Annotated in this window: 18 protein-coding genes; 6 read left to right on the top strand and 12 right to left on the bottom strand. The window is 65.9% G+C overall.

What is annotated here, in order from left to right:
- Nucleotides 1–81: 81 nt before the first annotated feature.
- Entirely contained in the window at nucleotides 82–360 is a 279-nt protein-coding gene (locus CAL28_RS14035; protein WP_094841954.1) for a peptidylprolyl isomerase, read from the top strand.
- 226 nt (nucleotides 361–586) lie between these two features.
- Nucleotides 587–1066: a VOC family protein gene (locus tag CAL28_RS14030; protein ID WP_094841953.1), complete on the top strand. Its 480-nt coding sequence runs from the start codon at nucleotides 587–589 to the stop codon at nucleotides 1064–1066.
- An 86-nt stretch (nucleotides 1067–1152) separates the two neighbouring features.
- Here CAL28_RS14030 and CAL28_RS14025 read toward each other — a convergent pair whose 3' ends face one another.
- Together CAL28_RS14025 and CAL28_RS14020 are read right to left on the bottom strand one after the other, a co-directional pair.
- The gene (locus CAL28_RS14025) at nucleotides 1153–2034 is read right to left on the bottom strand and encodes a methyltransferase domain-containing protein (RefSeq protein ID WP_094844608.1); all 882 of its coding nucleotides are present in this window, start codon (nucleotides 2032–2034) and stop codon (nucleotides 1153–1155) included.
- Nucleotides 2035–2182: 148 nt separating this feature from the next.
- Nucleotides 2183–3100, bottom strand: a complete 918-nt coding sequence (locus CAL28_RS14020; RefSeq protein WP_094841952.1) for a LysR family transcriptional regulator — start codon at nucleotides 3098–3100, stop codon at nucleotides 2183–2185.
- A gap of 94 nt (nucleotides 3101–3194) precedes the next feature.
- Between CAL28_RS14020 and CAL28_RS14015 the strand changes: the two genes are divergently transcribed.
- Entirely contained in the window at nucleotides 3195–4184 is a 990-nt protein-coding gene (locus CAL28_RS14015) for a zinc-dependent alcohol dehydrogenase family protein (protein WP_094841951.1), read from the top strand.
- Nucleotides 4185–4225: 41 nt separating this feature from the next.
- Here the strand turns inward: CAL28_RS14015 and CAL28_RS14010 are convergent, their stop codons facing one another.
- Both CAL28_RS14010 and CAL28_RS14005 read right to left on the bottom strand, forming a co-directional pair.
- Nucleotides 4226–5230: a Bug family tripartite tricarboxylate transporter substrate binding protein gene (locus CAL28_RS14010; RefSeq protein ID WP_094841950.1), complete on the bottom strand. Its 1005-nt coding sequence runs from the start codon at nucleotides 5228–5230 to the stop codon at nucleotides 4226–4228.
- A gap of 162 nt (nucleotides 5231–5392) precedes the next feature.
- Nucleotides 5393–6847, bottom strand: a complete 1455-nt coding sequence (locus tag CAL28_RS14005) for a sulfatase-like hydrolase/transferase (protein WP_094841949.1) — start codon at nucleotides 6845–6847, stop codon at nucleotides 5393–5395.
- 54 nt (nucleotides 6848–6901) lie between these two features.
- Between CAL28_RS14005 and CAL28_RS14000 the strand changes: the two genes are divergently transcribed.
- Nucleotides 6902–7702 carry a GntR family transcriptional regulator gene (locus tag CAL28_RS14000; RefSeq protein WP_094841948.1) on the top strand — a complete coding sequence of 267 codons (801 nt, stop codon included), beginning with the start codon at nucleotides 6902–6904 and terminating at the stop codon, nucleotides 7700–7702.
- A 28-nt stretch (nucleotides 7703–7730) separates the two neighbouring features.
- Here the strand turns inward: CAL28_RS14000 and CAL28_RS13995 are convergent, their stop codons facing one another.
- The 5 genes from CAL28_RS13995 to CAL28_RS13975 all read right to left on the bottom strand — a co-directional run bounded on the left by CAL28_RS13995 (nucleotide 7731) and on the right by CAL28_RS13975 (nucleotide 13685).
- Nucleotides 7731–8474: a GntR family transcriptional regulator gene (locus tag CAL28_RS13995; RefSeq protein WP_094841947.1), complete on the bottom strand. Its 744-nt coding sequence runs from the start codon at nucleotides 8472–8474 to the stop codon at nucleotides 7731–7733.
- Nucleotides 8455–10005, bottom strand: coding sequence for a fumarate hydratase (locus CAL28_RS13990; RefSeq protein WP_094841946.1), 1551 nt, complete (start codon nucleotides 10003–10005; stop codon nucleotides 8455–8457). Before CAL28_RS13990 ends, CAL28_RS13995 begins: the two co-directional genes overlap by 20 nt.
- Before the next feature lie 46 nt (nucleotides 10006–10051).
- A complete protein-coding gene (locus CAL28_RS13985) occupies nucleotides 10052–11029 on the bottom strand; it encodes a tripartite tricarboxylate transporter substrate-binding protein (RefSeq protein WP_094841945.1) in 978 nt (325 codons plus the stop codon).
- A 210-nt stretch (nucleotides 11030–11239) separates the two neighbouring features.
- Nucleotides 11240–12892: a PqiB family protein gene (locus CAL28_RS13980; protein WP_094841944.1), complete on the bottom strand. Its 1653-nt coding sequence runs from the start codon at nucleotides 12890–12892 to the stop codon at nucleotides 11240–11242.
- Nucleotides 12893–13004: 112 nt separating this feature from the next.
- Entirely contained in the window at nucleotides 13005–13685 is a 681-nt protein-coding gene (locus tag CAL28_RS13975) for a DUF3313 domain-containing protein (protein ID WP_094844607.1), read from the bottom strand.
- A 338-nt stretch (nucleotides 13686–14023) separates the two neighbouring features.
- Between CAL28_RS13975 and CAL28_RS13970 the strand changes: the two genes are divergently transcribed.
- On the top strand, nucleotides 14024–14656 hold the full coding sequence (locus CAL28_RS13970; RefSeq protein ID WP_094841943.1) for a hypothetical protein: 633 nt from the start codon (nucleotides 14024–14026) through the stop codon (nucleotides 14654–14656).
- A 200-nt stretch (nucleotides 14657–14856) separates the two neighbouring features.
- A complete protein-coding gene (locus tag CAL28_RS13965; protein ID WP_094841942.1) occupies nucleotides 14857–15837 on the top strand; it encodes a Bug family tripartite tricarboxylate transporter substrate binding protein in 981 nt (326 codons plus the stop codon).
- 198 nt (nucleotides 15838–16035) lie between these two features.
- Here CAL28_RS13965 and CAL28_RS29775 read toward each other — a convergent pair whose 3' ends face one another.
- The 3 genes from CAL28_RS29775 to CAL28_RS13955 all read right to left on the bottom strand — a co-directional run bounded on the left by CAL28_RS29775 (nucleotide 16036) and on the right by CAL28_RS13955 (nucleotide 18457).
- Nucleotides 16036–16197, bottom strand: coding sequence for a hypothetical protein (locus CAL28_RS29775; protein ID WP_176463987.1), 162 nt, complete (start codon nucleotides 16195–16197; stop codon nucleotides 16036–16038).
- A gap of 165 nt (nucleotides 16198–16362) precedes the next feature.
- Nucleotides 16363–17190 (bottom strand): metallophosphoesterase, encoded by an 828-nt coding sequence (locus CAL28_RS13960; protein ID WP_094844606.1) that lies wholly within the window; start codon nucleotides 17188–17190, stop codon nucleotides 16363–16365.
- 52 nt (nucleotides 17191–17242) lie between these two features.
- On the bottom strand, nucleotides 17243–18457 hold the full coding sequence (locus CAL28_RS13955; RefSeq protein WP_176463986.1) for an MFS transporter: 1215 nt from the start codon (nucleotides 18455–18457) through the stop codon (nucleotides 17243–17245).
- Between the last annotated feature and the right edge of the window lie 177 nt (nucleotides 18458–18634).

Here is an 18634-nt window from a genome sequence, read left to right as displayed (position 1 = left end):
ATATTGGCTTTCAACGCGTGACGGCACGCATCGCCCGATTGGGTTACGCTTGCCGGTTCACTTTCTGACAAGGAGATACCCATGGCTCAAGCCACCGCACGCCACATCCTGGTTCCGACGGAACAGCAATGCAAAGAACTGAAGACCGCCATCGAAGGCGGCGCGGATTTCGCCCAGGTCGCGCGCGAACATTCCCAGTGCCCTTCCGGCCGCGACGGCGGCAACCTGGGCACTTTCGGCCCCGGCCAGATGGTGCGTGAATTCGATGAAGTCGTATTCAGCGCCCCGGTCAAAGTCGTACAGGGTCCTGTAAAGACCCAATTCGGCTATCACCTGGTCGAAGTCACCGACCGCAGCTGAGCACGCGCGGCGACAGCTTACCGACCGCGGTCCAGCCATGGTCGGTCGAAGCTGGCGCCTCGTCCACGCGATTGCCGGACGGACTTGCCGGCTGGCAATCGCGCATGCGTTGCCCCCCTGCTCCCCGCGGATCGGCAGGCGCGCCGGCGCCGCGCATACCGCGCGGTAGAATTCCCGCCAGGCACCGACGCCCTATCGGCAACGGTCACGAGCGGGAGGGACACGCATGGTCGCCAAGAATACAGTCTGTCTTTGGTACGACGGCACCGCACTGGAAGCCGCGCAGTTCTACGCGCGCACGTTCCCGGATAGCGAAGTCCGCGCCGTCCATCACGCCCCCGGCGATTATCCTTCCGGCAAGCAGGGCAACGTCCTGACGGTGGAGTTCACCGTGGCGGGCATTCCCTGCCTGGGCTTGAACGGCGGCCCCATGTTCAAGCACACCGAGGCGTTCTCGTTCCAGATCGCGACCGATGACCAGGCCGAAACCGACCGGCTGTGGAACGCGATCGTCGAAAACGGCGGCCAGGAAAGCGCGTGCGGTTGGTGCAAGGACAAATGGGGCGTGTCGTGGCAGATCACGCCGCGCGCCCTTACCGCAGCGGTCACCGATCCCGACCCCGCCGCGGCCAAGCGCGCTTTCGACGCCATGATGCAGATGCGGAAAATCGACATCGCGAAGATCGAAGCGGCACGGCGGGGTTGAACGCGCCCGGGACGGCGACGCGCGGGGTATCGGCGTGCGCGGCGTTGACGCTTTGCCGCCGCGCCCGAAGCAAACGCGCGCCGCTGCTAGCGGACCACCTCTACCTGCAGCGCGTCCATCAGGACCGAAATAAAGTCACCGGCACGGTATTGGAAGCGGATCCGCAGCGTATCGCCGGCTTCGACGCGTACCGGCGTCCGCAGCGGAAATGACATGTAGCGGTTGAGCCAATCGATCGTCGATCCACGCTCCATCACCATCGCGAGTATGTTTTTGGTGATAAAGCGCAGCGAAGTGACCATACCGCTCCGCTCGATCGCCACCGTGCCCTCCCAGGCGATGTCCAGGGTATTGTCCAGCGTGAAATCGAGCACGCTATAGACCGCGGGAGCACCCAATTCGAAGGTACCCGGTTCATTTCCCGACAGCTCCTCCACCTGGATGATGGGTGCCTGGAAACCCTCGAAATCATAGGCCTTTTGCAAGGGCTGCACGGCCATCACCACCGCGGTCGGCACCAGGATCGGCAGGTCCGGTCCGAAGCGCTCGCGGTAGCGCCGCTTGAACGATTCCATCATCTCGACCTGCTTTTCCCTGAGCATGGCGACGTGCACCATCTCGCAGATCATGACATCGACAGGCTCCGGTGGCAGGTAGTCGAATGCATCGGCATGGACGACTTCGACCTTATCGCCGTTCGGATTCATGTCCAGGAAGCGGTTCGCCTCGGTCACCAGCTCGCGGTTGAACTCCACGCACCATACCTTGTCCGCCTTGGCAGCGGCGAACCAGGAGAGAACGCCGGTGCCCCCGCCCAATTCCAGTACCTTCGCGCCCGGCCTGACGACATGGTCGATGGCGGCCTTGAAGTTTTTCATCCGGTTCGCATCCATCAGCATGACGTGATGGTATTGAAGGGGAATGAACTGGCCCAGGTACTTGCTATGCTCGTCTTGCTCGGTGACCATCGACATTTCTTTCCACGCCTTTCGATTCAGGTGTCCAGGGAAACGCGGCACGCGTACGTCCCGGGTGCGGGCAGCACACCCGGTAGTTCGCCCAAGAGCACGGATCGGTTACGGCGACATGGAAATTTCTTTTTTCCGCGCTGGGTGACTACGCCCTGAACAGCGACGATTCGGACGTCAGGCTGTCTTCGATGAAGCGAATCAGCGCGTGCGCGGCGTCGTGGTCGGCGCCGGCTTCGCCGAATATCGCGATCCGGCAATCCGGAAGAAGGGGCAGGTTCTGCCCTATGTCCCGCAGGCCGGGATTGCGGCGCAGCGAAGACTGTCCAAGAATGGCCACGCCGGCACCGGCGGCAATGGCTGACTCGACGCCCAATAGACTGGTACAGGCATAAACCACCTCGCTGGTCCGTCCGATGCCCGCGAGCGCGTCGATGGCCATACGCCGATACGTGCATTGCGCCGGCAATGCCACGAGCTGCACCGGGCCGTCCTCGCTCCATTCGAAATCCTGCGCCGCCACCCACCTCAAGGGTTCGGTCCATAGCACCCTCCCGGCCGTATCGTCGTCGCCCTCGCGGTTCGCGACCACCAGATCGAGCGCGCCCGCGCGCATCTCTTTCAGGAGATCGGCCGACAGCCCGACCTGCACTTCGAGACGGACTTTGGGATGCGTCCGGCGGAAACGGGTCAGTACGCGCGGCAGATGGTCGGGCACGAAGAGCTCGCCGATGCCCAGGCGGATGGCGCCCGCCGCCTCGGCAGCGCGCAAGTGGGCGATCGCCGCATCGCTATCGCGTACGAGCCGGCGGGCATGGCCAAGCAGCAACTCGCCAGCCGGGGTCAGCGTCGTACGATGGGCGTTGCGCAGAAACAGAGGCTTGCCGAGCGCTTCTTCGAGCTTGCGTATCTTCAGGCTGACGGCCGACTGGGTGCGGCCGACGCTGCCCGCCGCCGCGGTGAAGCTGCCCTGGTCCGCTATGGCGAGGAAAGCCCGAAGACTGTCGAGTTCCAGCTGAGTCGTTGCCATGTCGGGCTCCTGCGTTGCGAGGCGCCAGTCTATCATTTACAGATCGAATGCTAACAATAAGAATTAGTCGTTTTGCCAATGCAAAGCCAGGCCGTATCGTCTCCTCTTTTGGCAAGAAAGGCAGGATCCGATGCGCGCCCATGTAATAACCGAATTCGGCAAGGCAGGCCGGTTGCATGACGATGTTCCGCTCCCGCGGCCGGGCCAGGGGGAGCTCCTTATTGCCGTGCAGGCATCGGGCGTCAACCCGGCCGACCTGAAGATCGCCGCGGGCCTGATGGGTCCGGCGGCACCCAGCCTGCCGGCCATCCTGGGCATGGACTTCGCGGGCATCGTGACCGAGGTCGGTCCGGGTGTGCGCGATTTCGCGGTCGGCGATGCCGTATACGGTTGCGCCGGCGGCGTCAAAGGACGGCCCGGCACGCTGGCCGAATTCGTCGCCGTCGACGCGCGACTCGTCGCGCCCAAACCCGCCCGGCTGTCCATGCGGGAGGCAGCCGCCCTTCCCCTGGTGTCCATCACTGCCTGGGAAGGACTGATCGACCGCGCCGCCTTGAATGTCGACGAAACCGTACTTGTCCACGGCGCGGCCGGCGGCGTCGGTCATGTCGCGATCCAGATCGCCAAGGCATTCGGCGCGAAGGTGTACGCGACAGCCTCCACACCCGCCAAGCTGGCCGTCGCACAGCGCCTGGGCGCGGAGCCGATTCCCTATCGCGATATGCCCGTGGAAGATTATGTCGCGCGCCATACGGGCGGCGCGGGCTTCGATGTGGTGTTCGATACGGTCGGCGGTGCTGTGCTCGAACAGTCCGCCTTGGCAACCCGGCTGTACGGGCGTCTGGTGAGCTGCGCCGCGTGGGAGCCCCACGATCTTGTTCCCATCCTGGGGCGCAGCCTGGATCTGATCGGCATTTTCATGTTGCTGCCCATGCTGACGGGCCAGGGTTTGGCGCACCATGGCGACATCCTGCGCGAGGTGGCCACGCTCGTGGATGCGGGCACGCTCGCGCCCCTGCTCGATCCGGTCCGGTTCTCCCTGGAAAACGCCGAGGCGGCCCACGCGCACCTGCACAGCGGACGCGCCATGGGCAAAGTCGTGATCGATATCGCGGACTGATCGGGCACGCCGCGGGAAGACCCGGCCGGCGATCGGCGCTTTCAATCGATCTTGATGTGCCGTTCCCGCGCGATGCGGGTATAGCGCTCGCGTTCGCTCGCAAGAAAGGCGGTGAACTGCGCCGGCGTCCCGCCCACCGGTTCGACGCCCTGCTTGAGCAGGAGCTCGCGCGTGTCGGGTTGCTTCAATACGGCGGCGATATCCGCCGCCATCCTGTCCACGACTGCCTTGGGCGTGCCGGCAGGCACGTACACACCCATCCAGTTCGTGAATCGATATCCCTTGAACCCCGGCAGTTCCGCCATCGCCGGCACATCGGGCATGGCTTCGGAGCGCTTGTCGCTGGTCACCGCCAGGACGCGCAGTTGTCCGCTCTTTTCATACGGGACGGTGGGCGGCATGCCGACGATGCCGATGGGAATGTGATTGCCCAGCAGGTCGGCGACCGCGGGTGCCGCGCCCTTGTAGGGCACATGCTGGATCGATGTCCCGGCCACCAGGTTGATCGATTCGCCGGCGAAGTTCATGGAGCTGCCATTGCCCGGCGTCCCGTAGGACATGGGCGTGCCGCTGCTTTTTGCCTGCGCCAGCAGCTCCTGCATGGTCTTCGCCTTGACGGAGGGGTTCACCGCGACGACCAGCGGCGTTTCGCCCGCCAGCGTCACCGGCTCCAGGTCGCGCTGGGGGTCGTACGGCATTTTCTGTCCGGCGATCGCGCCGACCAGGACTTCGGCGGGCGAGGCCACGAGCATCGTGTATCCATCGGGCGCGCTCTTTACCACCGCATCGGCGCCGATCAGGCCCGACGCGCCGGCGCGATTCTCCACGACGAAGCTTTGCCCAGACTTCTTCGACAATTGCTGCGCCAGCACCCGTGTGACGAAGTCCAGGCCGCCGCCGGCCGGATAGGCGACGATGACCCGTACGGGACGGCTGGGCCAGGAGTCCGCGGCCTGGACGGCCGCCGAGGCCAGCAGGCAGGGCAACACGGTGGCAAACAGCCGGAGCCTGCGCGCAGGGCTTGCCACATGGGCGATCCATTTCATGACTTGTCTCCTTATCTTCGTTATTGGCCGGCCTTGACTGCGCAAGGTCCGTCGTGCCCATTCGCCGTCCGATCGTGCGTGCCCGGCTGTTCCATGCGGGTCGCCGGGATCGCCGGCCCGATCGCCGATTTCTTTTCTGCCGCTTGCGTTCCGCGGTTCCCTCTACTGGAAGTCCGCCGCCGTCCCCGGCGCCGGCGTGAACCCCAGATCGCCGCGCGCGATCACCGCTTCGCGGCCGCCATTGGCGGCCAGCAGTTCCGCCTGGCGCGCCTTGGCGCGGCGGTCCACCTCCTGCGGATCGCACAGCGCGTACAGCCGTTGCCGGCATTCCTCCAGCACGCCGGCATGGCTCGGCTCGCCGGCCAGGTCGACGGTTTCGTCCGGATCGCTTTCCAGGTCGAACAGCTGCGCCGGATACAGCGCGTAATGCACATACTTGTAGCGTCCGTGCCGGATCGCGAACGCGCCCGAGGTCGAGCCCATGCCGTGGTATTCGGACAATACGGTGCGCTCCGGCTGCGCGCCGGCCGCGATATCCCGCAGGTCCACGCCCGGATGGGTATCCCGCACCGCGTCGAAATCGACGCCCACGCCGTTGACGATAGTCGGATAGCAGTCGACATGGCTGACGGGCGTATCGACCACCTTGCCCGCCGGCACGTGGGAACCGCGCATGATCAGCGGCACCCCCGCGATCTCGTCATACATGGTGGACTTGCCCCACAGCCCGCGCGCGCCCAGGTTGTCGCCATGATCGCTGGTGTAGATCACGCGGGTGCTGCCGGCCAGCCCGCTCTCGTTCAAGGCGCGCAACACCTTGCCGATGTTCTCGTCCAGGAAGGACACCAGCCCGAAGTACCCTGCCAGCGCGCGCTTCACATCCTGCGCGGATTCGAAGTAGTCGTCGTAGCAAAAGCTGTTGGCGTAGTCGTTCAGGTAGGGATGCCGGGGCCGCTGCTCGCGTGCGTACAGCTTGGGCATGGGCAGGTCCTGCTCCCAATAGCGGTAGTAGTGCTCGGGCGGCGCGGTCAGCGGGAAGTGCGGGGCGACGAAGGAAACGAACAGCACCCAGGGCTTTTCGCGCTGGCGTGTGCCCTGCTCGCGCAACCAGACCTGGGCGCGCGAACAGATTTCCCTGTCGTAGAACGTATAGGGCGTTTCCCCCGGCCCGGCCATGGCCGCCATTTTCTTGGCCCCGCCGCGGCGCGGCAGATCGTCCCGGATCAGGCCCATCAGGTCACCCTTGCCTTCCAGGATGTGCATGGGTATTTGTTCCTCGGTAAAACCGTGGTCTTCCCCGGGCTTGCGGAAATGCAGCTTGCCGATGGACACGACGTCATGGCCGCGTTCGCGCAGGACATGGTGCCAGCTGGGAACACTGCCGTCGTAGGCGTCGGCATTGTCCCAGAAGCCGATCTGGTGGATGTATTTGCCGCAGGCAAAACCGGCCCGGGCGGGAATGCAGACCGGGCTGGTCGTGTACGCCCCGGTGAAGCGCGTGCCCGAGGCCGCCAGGGCATCCAGGTTCGGCGTCTGCACGATGGGATGGCCGGAACATCCCATTACCTTGGGATTGTGTTCATCGGACATAATGACAAGCAAATTCTCCGGACCCATATTCCTCTCCACCGTTAGCGCTAAATTACTCTATTACTATATAGTATTAAAGCAATGGAACAAGATCAAGCCTCGATCGGCGCGGATTTGCAACGCCGGCTGGACCACTATGTGCGCCCCGGGATTCCCAAGTACATGGCGATGCGGGATGCGATCGCGCATGCCGTCGCCGATGGCTCATGGCTGCCCGGCCTGCGCCTGCCCACCGAACTGGAATGGGCGGCCACTCTGCCCCTGAGCATCGGCACGATCCAGCGGGCGCTGCGCATGCTGGTGGACGAAGGCATCATCGTGCGCCAGCAGGGCAACGGCACCTTCGTGGCGGGCCAGCCGGACGAATCCATGCATGCGCCGCTGCACTGCCGCTTCATCGACGACAGCGGCACGGGCTATCTGCCGGTCTATCCGAAGATCATGGATCGCTACGACGCGCAGGCGGCCGGCCCCTGGGCCGATCATCTTCGCTGCGCGCGCTCGCTATGCATCGAACGCGTCCTGGCGATCGGCGACGAGTTCTCGGTGTTTTCCCGCTTCTATGCGGACCCCCAGCGCCTCTCCGCCTTCCACAACCTGCCCTTGAAGAAGCTGGCCAACGAAAACTTCAAGGAGTTGATCATGCGCGAAACCGCGCAGGCGATCGGCCGCATGGACCAATACCTGTCGACCCGAAAGTTCGACGCGGCGATCTGCAAGGCCATCGGCGTGCGCGCGGGCACGACGGGACAGCGATTGGATATCCGGGCCTTTGTCGGCAAGGGCAGCCCGGTGTATTACCAGGAGCTTTTCATTCCGCCCAATGAACGGGTATTGCACCTGGCCCGTGACGGACGGGATCGGGGATTGGCTGAAGGCTAGGACCTGCCGGCGCCCGGCTGCGCCGGTCTCAGCGCGGTATCTGCTCCTGGCGCTGCAGCACGGTCGTATAGCTGAAGCGATCCGCCGGATGCAGGCTGACGGCGACCTCGAACAGCTTGTCCGATTGGTCGTAGTACTGGCGCACGAATTCCAGGGCATGGGCCCCGGACTCCGTCCCGAATGTCTGGGCGAGCGCCGGCGGCACGCCCACCGCGCGCACGGTCTGGCGGATCTCTTTGACGACGCGTCCGGTCGCCCGGCAGATCAGGTCGCACACCAGGGCCTGCTCGTCGTTTTCCATCGCATGGCGGATGCGCGTACCCATTTCCTGCGGCACGTAAAGATGGGACCACGCCAGCGGGTAATCGGGCGAAAGCGGATTGGAGCGCGAGGTCTGGATGTGCGTCCAGCGTGTACCCGGCGGCAGGCCCAGACGGGCGCCCAGGGCCATGTCGACGACGATGCCGCGCACGCTATGGACGACGCGGCGGGTGTCCGCGCCATACTGGACGAGTTCCTCTACCGTGGAAATGGTCGGGCCGTATTCGGTCTGGCGCGGCGTCGCGGCCTCGACACGAGTGCCCGCCCGCTTGCGCCGCGAAATCAGACCCAGGGTCTGGATGCGATCCAGCGCCATGCGCACCGTCCCGCGGCTGACCCCGTATTTGCTGGCGAGATCGATTTCCGAGGGCAAGCTGCCGCCCACGGGATAGACACCGCTGGCGATGTCCTTGATCAGCGTCCTGGTCAGTTCAGCGTAGCGCGGCTCCATCCGACGGTGCGGCCTTTTGATGCGTTTTCGACGCCGCATTGTATATCGCGAACTTGTGCACCGTGCCTCCGTGCGCGTCCAGCGCGACGGTCACGGGCATGTCGCGCACCTGGAATTCGTAGATGGCTTCCATGCCCAGGTCGGCGAAAGCCACCACGCGCGCCGAGCGCACGGCTTGCGACACCAGGTACGCCGCCCCGCCCACGGCGATCAGATAGGCGCCGCCCGCCTGCGCGATGGCCGCGGCGGCCTGCGCGCCGCGTTCCGCCTTGCCTATCGTCAGCAGCAGGCCCGTGCGCGACATCAGGGCCGGCATGAACTTGTCCATGCGGTTGGAGGTGGTAGGCCCGGCCGGTCCGACCGCCTCGCCCGCCACCGGGTCGACCGGCCCGACGTAATAGATGGCGCGGCCGCGCAGGTCCACCGGCAGCGGCTCGCCGCGTTCCAGCATATCGAGCAGCCGCTTGTGCGCGGCGTCGCGCGCGGTAAAGAGCGTACCGGACAGCAGCAGGGTTTCGCCGGCACGCCATTGCGCCACATCGTCCCGCGAAAGGGTATCGAGATCGACGCGGCGCCCCGCTTCCAGCGGCAGGGCATCCGGCAGCCCGTCCCACAGGGCGGGATCGGGAGGCTCCAGTCGCGCCGGGCCGGAGCCGTCCAGCTCGAACGAGACGAAGCGCGTCGCCGCGCAGTTCGGCACCATCGCCACGGCTTGCAGGGCCGCGTGCGTGGGGGCCTCGGCGACCTTGACGTCCAGCACGGTAAGGTCGCCGCCCAGTCCCTGCGCGCCGATACCCAGCGCATTGATGCGTTCGTAGAGTTCCAGCCGCAGGGCTTCGCCCGCCGTCCGGGCACCCCTGGCACGCAGCTCGTCGATGTCGACCGGCGCGAACAGCGCGCGCTTGGCGATGAACATCGCCTGTTCCGGCGTGCCGCCGACCCCGATGCCCAGCGTGCCGGGCGGACACCAGCCCGCGCCCATGCCGGGCAGTTGCGCGATCACCCAATCGGCGACCGAATCGCTGGGATTCAGCATGGTGTAGCGGGCCTTGACGTCACCGCCGCCGCCCTTGGCCGCCACCGTCAGGCGCAAGCCATCGCCTTCGACCAGCTCCACGTGCAGCACCGCCGGCGTGTTGTCGCGCGTATTCGTGCGCGCGCCCAGGGGGTCGCGGATCACGGAAGCGCGCAACGGGTTGTCCGGCAGGCCATAGGCGCGGGCGACGGCCCGGTCGGCAAGTGCCTGCAAAGAGGGCGTCGGCGTCCCCGGTTCGCCCCGCACGCGAACGTCCATGCCCAGTTGCGCGTAGACGTGGACCACGCCCGTATCCTGGCATATCGGCCGGTGGGCCCGCGCGCTGAGCCGGCTGTTGATCAGCAGCTGCAGCATGGCGTTGCGGGCGGCGGGCCGGGTCTCCGCGTCATGCGCCCGACGCAGGGCCATGACGAAATCGGCCGGATGGTAGTAGCTGACGAACTGCAATGCGTCGGCAATGCTGCTGACGATGTCTTCGGCGTGGATGTCGCGCATGGGAAAACGTGGCCTGAAGGAGGCGGCCGGCGGCCGCCGGACTGCGCTATTGCTTGGGAATGTGCGCCTGCTCGATGACGCCGGTCCAGCGCTTGACCTCTTCGGCGGTGAAGGACTGCAGCGCCGCGGGCGCGTATTGGGCGGGATCCAGCAACTGGATGCCCTGATCGCTCATCTTGCCCGTGAAATCCTTGTCCTTCAAGGCCTGCTGCCATGCGGCATACAAGGTGTCGATGGCCTGGCGCGGCGTGCCCTTGGGCGCATACAGTCCGTACCACGTGGACGCCTGGAAGCCGGGTACCGCGCTTTCCGCCACAGTGGGGACATTGGGAAACTGCGCCATGCGCGAGGTCGACGTCAGGGCCAGGGCGCGCACCTTGTCGCCCCGCGTCTGCGGCAGCGCGGTATTGGTCTGGTCGAACATGGCATCGACCTGGCCGCCCATCAGGTCGTTCATGGCGGGGCCGGCTCCCTTGTACGCGATAGGCGTAATCTCGATGCCCGCCTGGGCGGCGAACATGGCGGCCACCAAGTGCGACGTCGAGCCGACGCCGGCGTTGCCGAAGTTCAGTTTGCCCGGATTCGCGCGTGCATAGGCAACCAGCGACTTCACGTCCTTCTGCGGCGAGCCCGCGCCCACCAGCAACACCAGGGGGGTATCCGGAAAGCGGAAGACCGCCTCGAAATCCTTGACCGGGTCGTATTGCAGGCGCTGGTACAGCGACGGCGCCGCCGCCATATAACCGACGTGGCCGACCAGGAAGGTGTAGCCGTCCGGCGTGGACTTGGCGGCCTTGGCCGCGCCTATCGTGCCGCCGGCCCCCGCCACGTTTTCGATCAGGATGGTCTGCTTGAGCTCCTGTCCCACACGATTGGCGATATTGCGCGCCATGGCGTCGGTGGGGCCGCCGGCGGCGAACGGCACGATCCAGGTAATCGCGTGGGACGGATAGTCCGCGGCGGCGGCGTTGCCGGCCATACCCGCGGCCAGCGCCAGTGTGGCCGCGACAAGGCGAATCTTCATTGCTCCTCCGTGTACTTATATGTACATATCAAATTTAATGTATATACATATTATCCAAGGCCTCGCGGCGCTGTCAACGACGGACGCATCGGCCGTGGGCGTGTCCCGCGGGGAAGCGCCATGCGCGCCTGACGGCAGCGGGCGCCTGCCGCCCTCCCCCGATATGGGTGGGCGGCGGCAAATGGCGGTGAAGCGCCTGGCGGCGAGGCGCTAATTGCTCCTGGCGGCCGGCGCGGCGGGCCCGCGATCCGGCGCCCGACCGCGCAGCAGCGATTCCGGATGCGCCTGCAGATAATCCGACAGCGCGCGCAGCGAGCGCGCCGTGCGTCCGAGTTCCTGCACGGCGCGTTCGGTATTCGAAGCCAGGCCGGTTTCGGAAGACAGCATGGTGCTGAGTGCCGACAGCGACTGCGCCGCTTCGCGCAGCGCCGCCTGGGCCTGCGGCGCGACCTGCTTGTCCAGCCGGGTCATCAGGCGCGCGGCGCTGGACAGCGCGGCACGCACGTCCGCGCCGATCTGGTCGAACGGAACCTTCTCCAGCTTGGAGGCGATGCTGACCAATTGCTGCTGCAACTGGTCCAGATTGTTGGGCACCGTCGGAATCCTGGCGGGGATCGACATCTGGAATGTCGCGGGTTCCGCGTTCGGGAACACGTCCAGCGCGACATACAACTGGCCGGTCAGGAAGTTGCCCGTGCGCAGCTGCGCGCGCATCCCGTTGCGTATCAGGCTGTCCATCAGGATACCCGAGGGGCGCTGCGCGTCGGGTCCCATGTAGTCCTGTCGTATGACCTTGGCAATGCTCCCCAGGCGATCGGGATAGATCGTGCCGCTGATCAAGGCATAGAAGCGGTTGCGTTCCCTGTCCAGGTCCATGTCTATCGCATCGACCTGTCCCAGCGCGATGCCATTGAAATCGATCGGCGCCCCCACGCTCAGCCCACGCACGGACTGGTCGAACCGCATCTGCACTTTCAAGGCCAGGCTATCCGGCTTGGCGCGCGCGGACTGCTCGCTATCGTAGATGCGGAAATCCGCGTCGGCGGCAGCGACCGTGCGTGGGCCCTCGCCGATATCCTCGAACGCCAGGCCGCCCAGGGCAAGGGAGAGCAGCGATTGCGTGCGTACCTTCAGGCCATCCGCGCTCAAGGTAAAGTCGAAACCGCTGGCGTTCCAGAAGCGGGTGGCATCGGTCACGAAGCGGTCGTTGGGCGCGTCCACGAAGATTTGTATGTTCACGTCCTGGCCGTCGTCGCTCAGGTGATAACCGATGACCTGCCCGACGGGAATGCGGCGGTAGTAAACCGGAGACCCGATGTCCAGCGAACCCAGGTTGCCCGCGCGCAGGCGAAAGCGCTTGCCGGGACGATCCTGCAGGACCTCGGGCGGCAGCTCCAGGCCGGCAAATTCGGTCTTCGGACGCCGGTTATCGACCCGGCGCGGCGCGTCCACGCCGATATAGGATCCCGACAGCAGCGTGCCCAGGCCGGATACTCCGCTCAAGCCCAGGCGCGGCCGTACGACCCAGAAGATAGTGCCTTCCTGCGCGAGCGACGTGGCGTCCTTCGCCAGTTTCGCCGTGGTAATGACGTGCGAGCGGTCGTCGCTCAGCCGGATACTTTCTATCTGGCCGACGATCACGTCCTTGTAGCGGATCTGGGTCTTGCCCGCCTCCAGCCCTTCCGCGGTCTGGAACGTGATGGTGATGGTGGGCCCGGCCTCCAGCCAGGTACGCAGTACCAGGGCCCCGCCCGCGAGCGCGGCGACGATAGGGACGAGCCATATCCAGGAAATTCGCCGCTTCCTGCGTGTAATGGAAGCGTCGTGGATATCGGAGTCCTCGGAGGTGTCGGGGTCCGCCATTTTCCATCCCCCCGGCGCGCGCCAGCGCGCGCCATGGTGGCGGGCGCGGCCGCCGCGTGGCCGCCGCGCTCGACGATGTACGGGTTGCTACCCTCGCGAACGTGCGACCCTGCTATCGCGCCGCGACGTACTTCACGATCTCCTGGGCCGCGCCGGTGGTCCAGGTATCGATCAAGGCCTCCACGTTCTGCAGGCGGACGCCAGTTTCGCCCTCCGTGCCGGATTCCGTGATCTCCTTGCCCGCCCCGCCGCGCACGGCCGCGTACAACGTCTCGTTGGTCATGCTGTCGGTGATCGATGTTTCGATGGCGATGGTCGCGTCCTGCGGCCGCCCTCCTTCGATCGCCGCCTTGGCCCCGGTCACCAGCAAGGCTACGGGGATGTACTGGTAAAACGCCAGCGGCTGGTTCTCGCTGCCCACGGCGGTCACGGCGACACGGACCCGCGCGACGCCCGGGCCCGGCTTCTCCACCAGACGGACTTGCTGCCCGAGCTTCTGGCGCAGCGAGGTATCGGCATAGGTGCGGATCTGGTCCAGCGTCGCCATGGAGACTTTTTCCGTGGGCTGGGGCTCCGGGTAATACACCACGGGCTCGAGCAGGAGCGCGTTGTAGTTGGCGGGCGTGAACCTGGGATTCAGGTAAGAAAGGCGACGGCCGCCGTCGGGCGCCTCGGTCTGATGCATTTTCGAATATTCGTTGCCCAGGAAGCCGGATTCTTTCGGCGGGGCCGACGTACAGCCGACCATCGCCATCATTGCTACGCCGATACCCACTGCTTTGAACGTACCCATGATCACACCCCCTGCCATGTTGCCCAAGTGTTGAACGACTGGAACAGCAGCGCTTGATTGCGGCCCGCCATATCGGCAGGACAAATCATGAGATGCCGCGATAGCACGCACCGTAGCGTATGATGCCGCCGCCGCTATTTCCTGGCCTCGTCCATGCTTAGCGCATACAGGGCGATCCGCTGGATACTTGTCCACGTATTCTTTCCGTATGCCGCCGGACTTCACTAGCGCGATCCCAACGGTTTCCGCTAAAAAACAAGCTCGATCGGGCTACGCCGTTTCTCCCGCGCACGGCTGATTTCCTGGCGGCTCGGCGCTTCCGCTCAAGGTGGTTTGAGATGCATTACCGTCATCCGCGTATCGGCTTTGCCTTCGACATGCCGGACGACTGGGACCTCGACAGCGCGCGCATGTCCGATGAAGGCGTCACCGTCGTCCTGGGGCTGGGCGATACGCGTCTGCTGCTACAGGTCGGCCGGTCGCAGGGCAACGCATCGGCCCGGCTCCATTTGATGAAAATGCACCTGAAGTCGCTGCGTGCCAGCCACATCGGGCCCTGCCAGGCGCCGCGCTTCGGCCCGTCGCGCGACATCGTGGCGCTCAGCTTCTTCATCGCGGGGGACCAGCAACGCTGGATCTCCGTCAGCCAGGACGGCTACGACTATACGATCAGCCATACGGACGAATGGCAGGACGTCGCGGCCGCGGTGGACAGGCTGTGCGCCTCCTTCGTATTTCCCGCGCCCGCGCAGATCGCCAAGGCCTTGTCCCGGTCCGCACCGGGCCGCATGCCGGATCCCGCCGCCTTCGGCGCGACAGCCGCCTACCGCCACAAGCCCCCGGGCGAAGGCAGCGCGGGGGCCGTGGGCGGCGACGGACCTCCCCAGCCCCTATCGCTGTCGCCGGCGCGATTGTGGCAGCGTGTCAGCGAGCGGCTGCGCCGCTCGCGTGTGGCGCGGACTCAGGGATAACCGCAATGCGCCGGTACCGCCAAAACGACGGCGCGCGAACCGTTCGATGTTATAAGGTACGGGCCTGCCGCCGGTGCCCGAACGCGGCGATCCACCGCCGGCACCGGCCCGGACAAGGCCCAAGAAAGTCCTGATCGCTGACACCGCTTGTGATCGGGCGTCTCCGCGATCGGCACATATAACATCACGGAGACAAACACATGAAGCCTCTTTCGTCGATAGCGGCCGCATTGCTGGGCCTTGCCTTCAGCGCCGGCGCCGCGCAAGCGCAATCCCCGGCGGCGAACTATCCCGACCATCCCATCAAGCTCGTCGTCGGCTATGCGCCCGGCGGCGGCAACGACGTCGCGGCGCGGCTGATCGCGAAGGAATTGACGCCGATCCTGCACCAGACCATCGTGGTGGAAAACCGCCCCGGTGCCGGCACCAACATCGCTGCATCGTATGTCGCGCGGTCGGCGCCGGACGGGTATACCCTGTCCCTGTCTTCGACCGCGCTGGCCGTGAACGTCACGCTGTATCCCAAGCTGGACTACGACGCCGTCAAGGACTTCGAACCCATCGCGATCTTCGCCGAAGCCCCCAACCTGTTGATCGTCAATCCCAAGCTGCCCGTCAATTCCGTGGCGGACCTTGTCGCCTACGGCAAGAAGCACCCTGGCAAGCTGAATTTTTCCTCCGCGGGCAGCGGCAGCACCCAGCACCTTGCGGGCGAACTGTTCAAGACGAAGGCCGGCATCACCGCGACCCACGTTCCGTACAAGGGATCGGCGCCGTCGCTGACCGCCGTGATCAGCGGCGAATCCGATTTCACCTTCGTCAACATTCCCAGCAGCAAGCAGCTCATCGAAAGCGGCCAGGTGAAGGCGCTGGCCATCACCAGCGCCAAGCGCTTCCCCGCCGTGCCCGATATCCCGACCATGGCCGAAGCCGGCATCCCCGGCATGGAGGTGGCCACCTGGTATTCCATCCTGGCGCCGGCCGGTACCCCGCGTCCCATCATCGACAAGTTGAACAAGGCAGTGAACCAGGCCGTAGCGAATCCGGGGTTCCGCAAGCAACTGGAGGACCTCGGGACCGCGCCGATGACGGAATCGCCGGAATACTTCCAGAAATTCCTGGCCGATGAAATCGTACGCTGGCGCCAGATCGTTCAGCAGTCCCACGCAACGGTGAACTGAGCATCGCGAGGGGCCGCCGGGCCACGGCGGCCCGGCCAACGCGGGCGGTTGCGGGCATCATCCCGGTCTGCCGGGATGGTGGCGCATGCGACGCCCCGCGGCGCCGCCGGGCACCCATGCCCTGCGCCGTGCCGACGGCCCACGCAGCGTGTGCCGGGCCGCTACCGCTACCGCTACCGCTTCCGCTTCCGCGGAAGGCTACTTGGTCTTGGTGTTACCGCCCAAGCCGCCCAGACCGGCGGGGGCGGCGCCGGATTGCGAGGTGGCCCCGCTGCCGGACGACGGCGGTGCATTGTCCCCGGATTTGTTGCAGGCGGTCAGGGCGACAGCCATCATCAGGGCTGCAATGGTGGTCTTCATCGTGAATCTCCTTGCGTAAGCCGCTTGCGGGCGGCGTGCTGGACTGCCCGCAAGCTACATGCCCTTTGCTTACATTTCGCTGTGACCGCCCCCTTCCCGTCGGTTAGATGTCCCGGCCGGGCGATCCGCGTCGGTTAGGTGTCCCGGCCGGGCGATCCGCGTCGGTTAGGTGTCCCGGCCGGACAATGCGGCGAGGTCGATGGTCAACGTCGGGCGAAAGCCCTCTTGCTCGCCTTTCGATTCATAGCCCAGCGGGTTCGAAACGATGCGGCAACCATCCTGGACGTAGTCCACGGCATGGTGCAGATGGCCGTGCAGCCACAGGTCGGCCCTGGGAATGAGCTCGTCCAGGCTGTTGCAGAAGCCCGCCGTGCCGGGCGTCAAGCCATAGCGGGGATCGGCGCTGGAGAGGGTCGGCGCGAAATGCGTGATCGCGACGGTCGGGCCGTCGAAAGGCGTCGCCAGAGCCGCGTCCAGCCACGCCTGGCAGGCCAGGCCCTGCTCGCGCAGCTCCTCCGCCAGGAACGGACTGCCGCCGCGCGTGGTGCTCGCCTTTTCCAGATAGAAATTCGCGGCGCGGAACGCCTTGCCGCGCTTGTTCAAGACTTGGGTCAACGTATCGCCGGGCTTGACCATGGCGTCGAAATCGCTCCACAGCGTGGTGCCGACCATGCGCACGCCGTCGATCACCAGCGTTTCGCGTTCCAGCCATTGGATGCCCAGCCTGTCGCACAAGGCGCGCAGCCTTTCGTGGGCGGCGTCGAAATCCTGCGCGTCGTATTCATGGTTGCCGGGCAGGTAAACCACCGGAACCGGCCAGCGATCGCGCGGCGAAAACCGCGCCAGGCCGAAATCGTCGCCGGCGATGCGCGAGCCTTGCTGGTATGAACCGATGTCGCCCGCCAGGATCAACAGATCCGCGTCGGGGGCGGGCGTCGGCGTGAAGTCGGCGTTCGTTTCGAGGTGCAGGTCGGATAGCAGTTGGATCTTCATGCGGTTAGGGTACCGCATGCCGATGACGCCCCGCCCGCGGCCCTGGCGATGTTCACGCGCGCCGCAACGCGGGGATCCGGAAGCCGCCATGCATGCGCAGCGTCAGGGTCGCCAGCAGGACCAGATTCACGATATTCGCCGCCACGCCCAGCATGAACGCCGGATCGTAGCTGCCGTACCGGTCGTACAGAAAGCCGGCCACCCACCCGCCCGCGGCCATGCCCGAACCGGTCATCAGCAGCATCGACGGCACGCGCCAATAGGCCTCGTGCGGCGGGAAGATCTCGCGCATGGCCAGCACATAGGCGGGGATCAGGGCGCTGAATCCCAGCCCATAGGCGATCGATACGGCAAACAGCCCGAATTGCTGCTGCACGTACAGATACCCCGACACGGCGATCATCTGCATGAAAGAGCTGATCAGCGCCGTGCGCACACCGCCTATCCGATCCGAAACCAGCCCCCAGGCCTGCCGGCTCATGAAGGCCACCGCCAGCAGCGCGGAAAGCATGGCCGCGCCGACCGTGGCCGGCAATCCCCGATCGCTGCATAGCGCGACCAGATGGCCTTGAGGCATCGCCATCGGCACGCAGCACAGGAAGCCGGCGGCCGCGAGCATGACGAACACCGTGTTCGGGCGCATGCCCGCCACTTTGCCCGGACGCGCCACCGCCGCCGTGGTGGGGGGCGACGCCGCGGCCGGCGGCGGCCGCAGGAATACCAGGGCCAGGGTCGTCACCAGCGCCGCCTGGATCAGGCCGTAGCCCAGCATGGTGGTCCGCCATCCGAATCTGTCGATGACGGCTTCGAAGATCACCGGCCATACGACGCCCGCGATGTAGTTGCCGCTGGACAGCAGCGCGAGCGCCGAGCCGCGCCGCCGCAGGAACCAATGGCTGATATACACGTACAGCGGCGCATTCAGGCCGGCCAGGCCCAGCAGGCCGATAAATACGCCGTGCCCGACGTACAGCGCCCAGGGTTCCCCCACGGTGGAAATGGCCAGCCCGGTGCATACCGACAGCGCGCCGCCGATGACCGTCCAGCGTATGCCGAAACGATGGGCCACCCGGCCCATCAGCACGCCGCCGACCGCCGCGCCCAGCCACGCCAGCGAACCGCCCAGCGCCGGCACGGAACGGGCGCCGCCCATATCGGCGGCGATGGTCTTCAAGCCGACGATCGCGATCAAGGGGCCGCCGAAGGACATCCCCAGACAGACCAGCGCCATGGTCGCGACGATCCAGGACCGGCGCGAATCCAGCATATCGGCGGTACCGGCGCGACCGTCCGGCCGCGGCCAACCTTCTTCCCGGGTTTGGGACTGTGGGCGTCCCTGCTGTTTTGTCTCCATGGGCGCGACTATAACAATGCCATCCGCGGTAAGGGCCAATACCCAGGCCATCGCAAGGGGCCGGGCCCGGAAATTGCTGCTGCGCGCGCG

Source organism: Bordetella genomosp. 11, assembly GCF_002261215.1.
GTDB lineage: Bacteria > Pseudomonadota > Gammaproteobacteria > Burkholderiales > Burkholderiaceae_B > Bordetella_C.
Note: the sequence above shows the minus strand (reverse complement) of the source record. Positions and strands in the feature narration are given on the sequence as shown.

What these genes read in the sequence shown, in the direction of transcription:
- CAL28_RS14010 (WP_094841950.1), bottom strand. Translation starts at nt 5,230, where the DNA reads ATGAAATGGATCGCCCATGTGGCAAGCCCTGCGCGCAGGCTCCGGCTG.
- CAL28_RS13980 (WP_094841944.1), bottom strand. Translation starts at nt 12,892, where the DNA reads ATGGCGGACCCCGACACCTCCGAGGACTCCGATATCCACGACGCTTCC.
- CAL28_RS13965 (WP_094841942.1), top strand. Translation starts at nt 14,857, where the DNA reads ATGAAGCCTCTTTCGTCGATAGCGGCCGCATTGCTGGGCCTTGCCTTC.
- CAL28_RS13955 (WP_176463986.1), bottom strand. Translation starts at nt 18,457, where the DNA reads ATGCTGGATTCGCGCCGGTCCTGGATCGTCGCGACCATGGCGCTGGTC.
- CAL28_RS14000 (WP_094841948.1), top strand. Translation starts at nt 6,902, where the DNA reads ATGGAACAAGATCAAGCCTCGATCGGCGCGGATTTGCAACGCCGGCTG.
- CAL28_RS14035 (WP_094841954.1), top strand. Translation starts at nt 82, where the DNA reads ATGGCTCAAGCCACCGCACGCCACATCCTGGTTCCGACGGAACAGCAA.
- CAL28_RS13975 (WP_094844607.1), bottom strand. Translation starts at nt 13,685, where the DNA reads ATGGGTACGTTCAAAGCAGTGGGTATCGGCGTAGCAATGATGGCGATG.
- CAL28_RS14030 (WP_094841953.1), top strand. Translation starts at nt 587, where the DNA reads ATGGTCGCCAAGAATACAGTCTGTCTTTGGTACGACGGCACCGCACTG.
- CAL28_RS14015 (WP_094841951.1), top strand. Translation starts at nt 3,195, where the DNA reads ATGCGCGCCCATGTAATAACCGAATTCGGCAAGGCAGGCCGGTTGCAT.
- CAL28_RS13990 (WP_094841946.1), bottom strand. Translation starts at nt 10,005, where the DNA reads ATGCGCGACATCCACGCCGAAGACATCGTCAGCAGCATTGCCGACGCA.
- CAL28_RS13960 (WP_094844606.1), bottom strand. Translation starts at nt 17,190, where the DNA reads ATGAAGATCCAACTGCTATCCGACCTGCACCTCGAAACGAACGCCGAC.
- CAL28_RS14020 (WP_094841952.1), bottom strand. Translation starts at nt 3,100, where the DNA reads ATGATAGACTGGCGCCTCGCAACGCAGGAGCCCGACATGGCAACGACT.
- CAL28_RS13970 (WP_094841943.1), top strand. Translation starts at nt 14,024, where the DNA reads ATGCATTACCGTCATCCGCGTATCGGCTTTGCCTTCGACATGCCGGAC.
- CAL28_RS14025 (WP_094844608.1), bottom strand. Translation starts at nt 2,034, where the DNA reads ATGGTCACCGAGCAAGACGAGCATAGCAAGTACCTGGGCCAGTTCATT.
- CAL28_RS14005 (WP_094841949.1), bottom strand. Translation starts at nt 6,847, where the DNA reads ATGGGTCCGGAGAATTTGCTTGTCATTATGTCCGATGAACACAATCCC.
- CAL28_RS13985 (WP_094841945.1), bottom strand. Translation starts at nt 11,029, where the DNA reads ATGAAGATTCGCCTTGTCGCGGCCACACTGGCGCTGGCCGCGGGTATG.
- CAL28_RS29775 (WP_176463987.1), bottom strand. Translation starts at nt 16,197, where the DNA reads ATGAAGACCACCATTGCAGCCCTGATGATGGCTGTCGCCCTGACCGCC.
- CAL28_RS13995 (WP_094841947.1), bottom strand. Translation starts at nt 8,474, where the DNA reads ATGGAGCCGCGCTACGCTGAACTGACCAGGACGCTGATCAAGGACATC.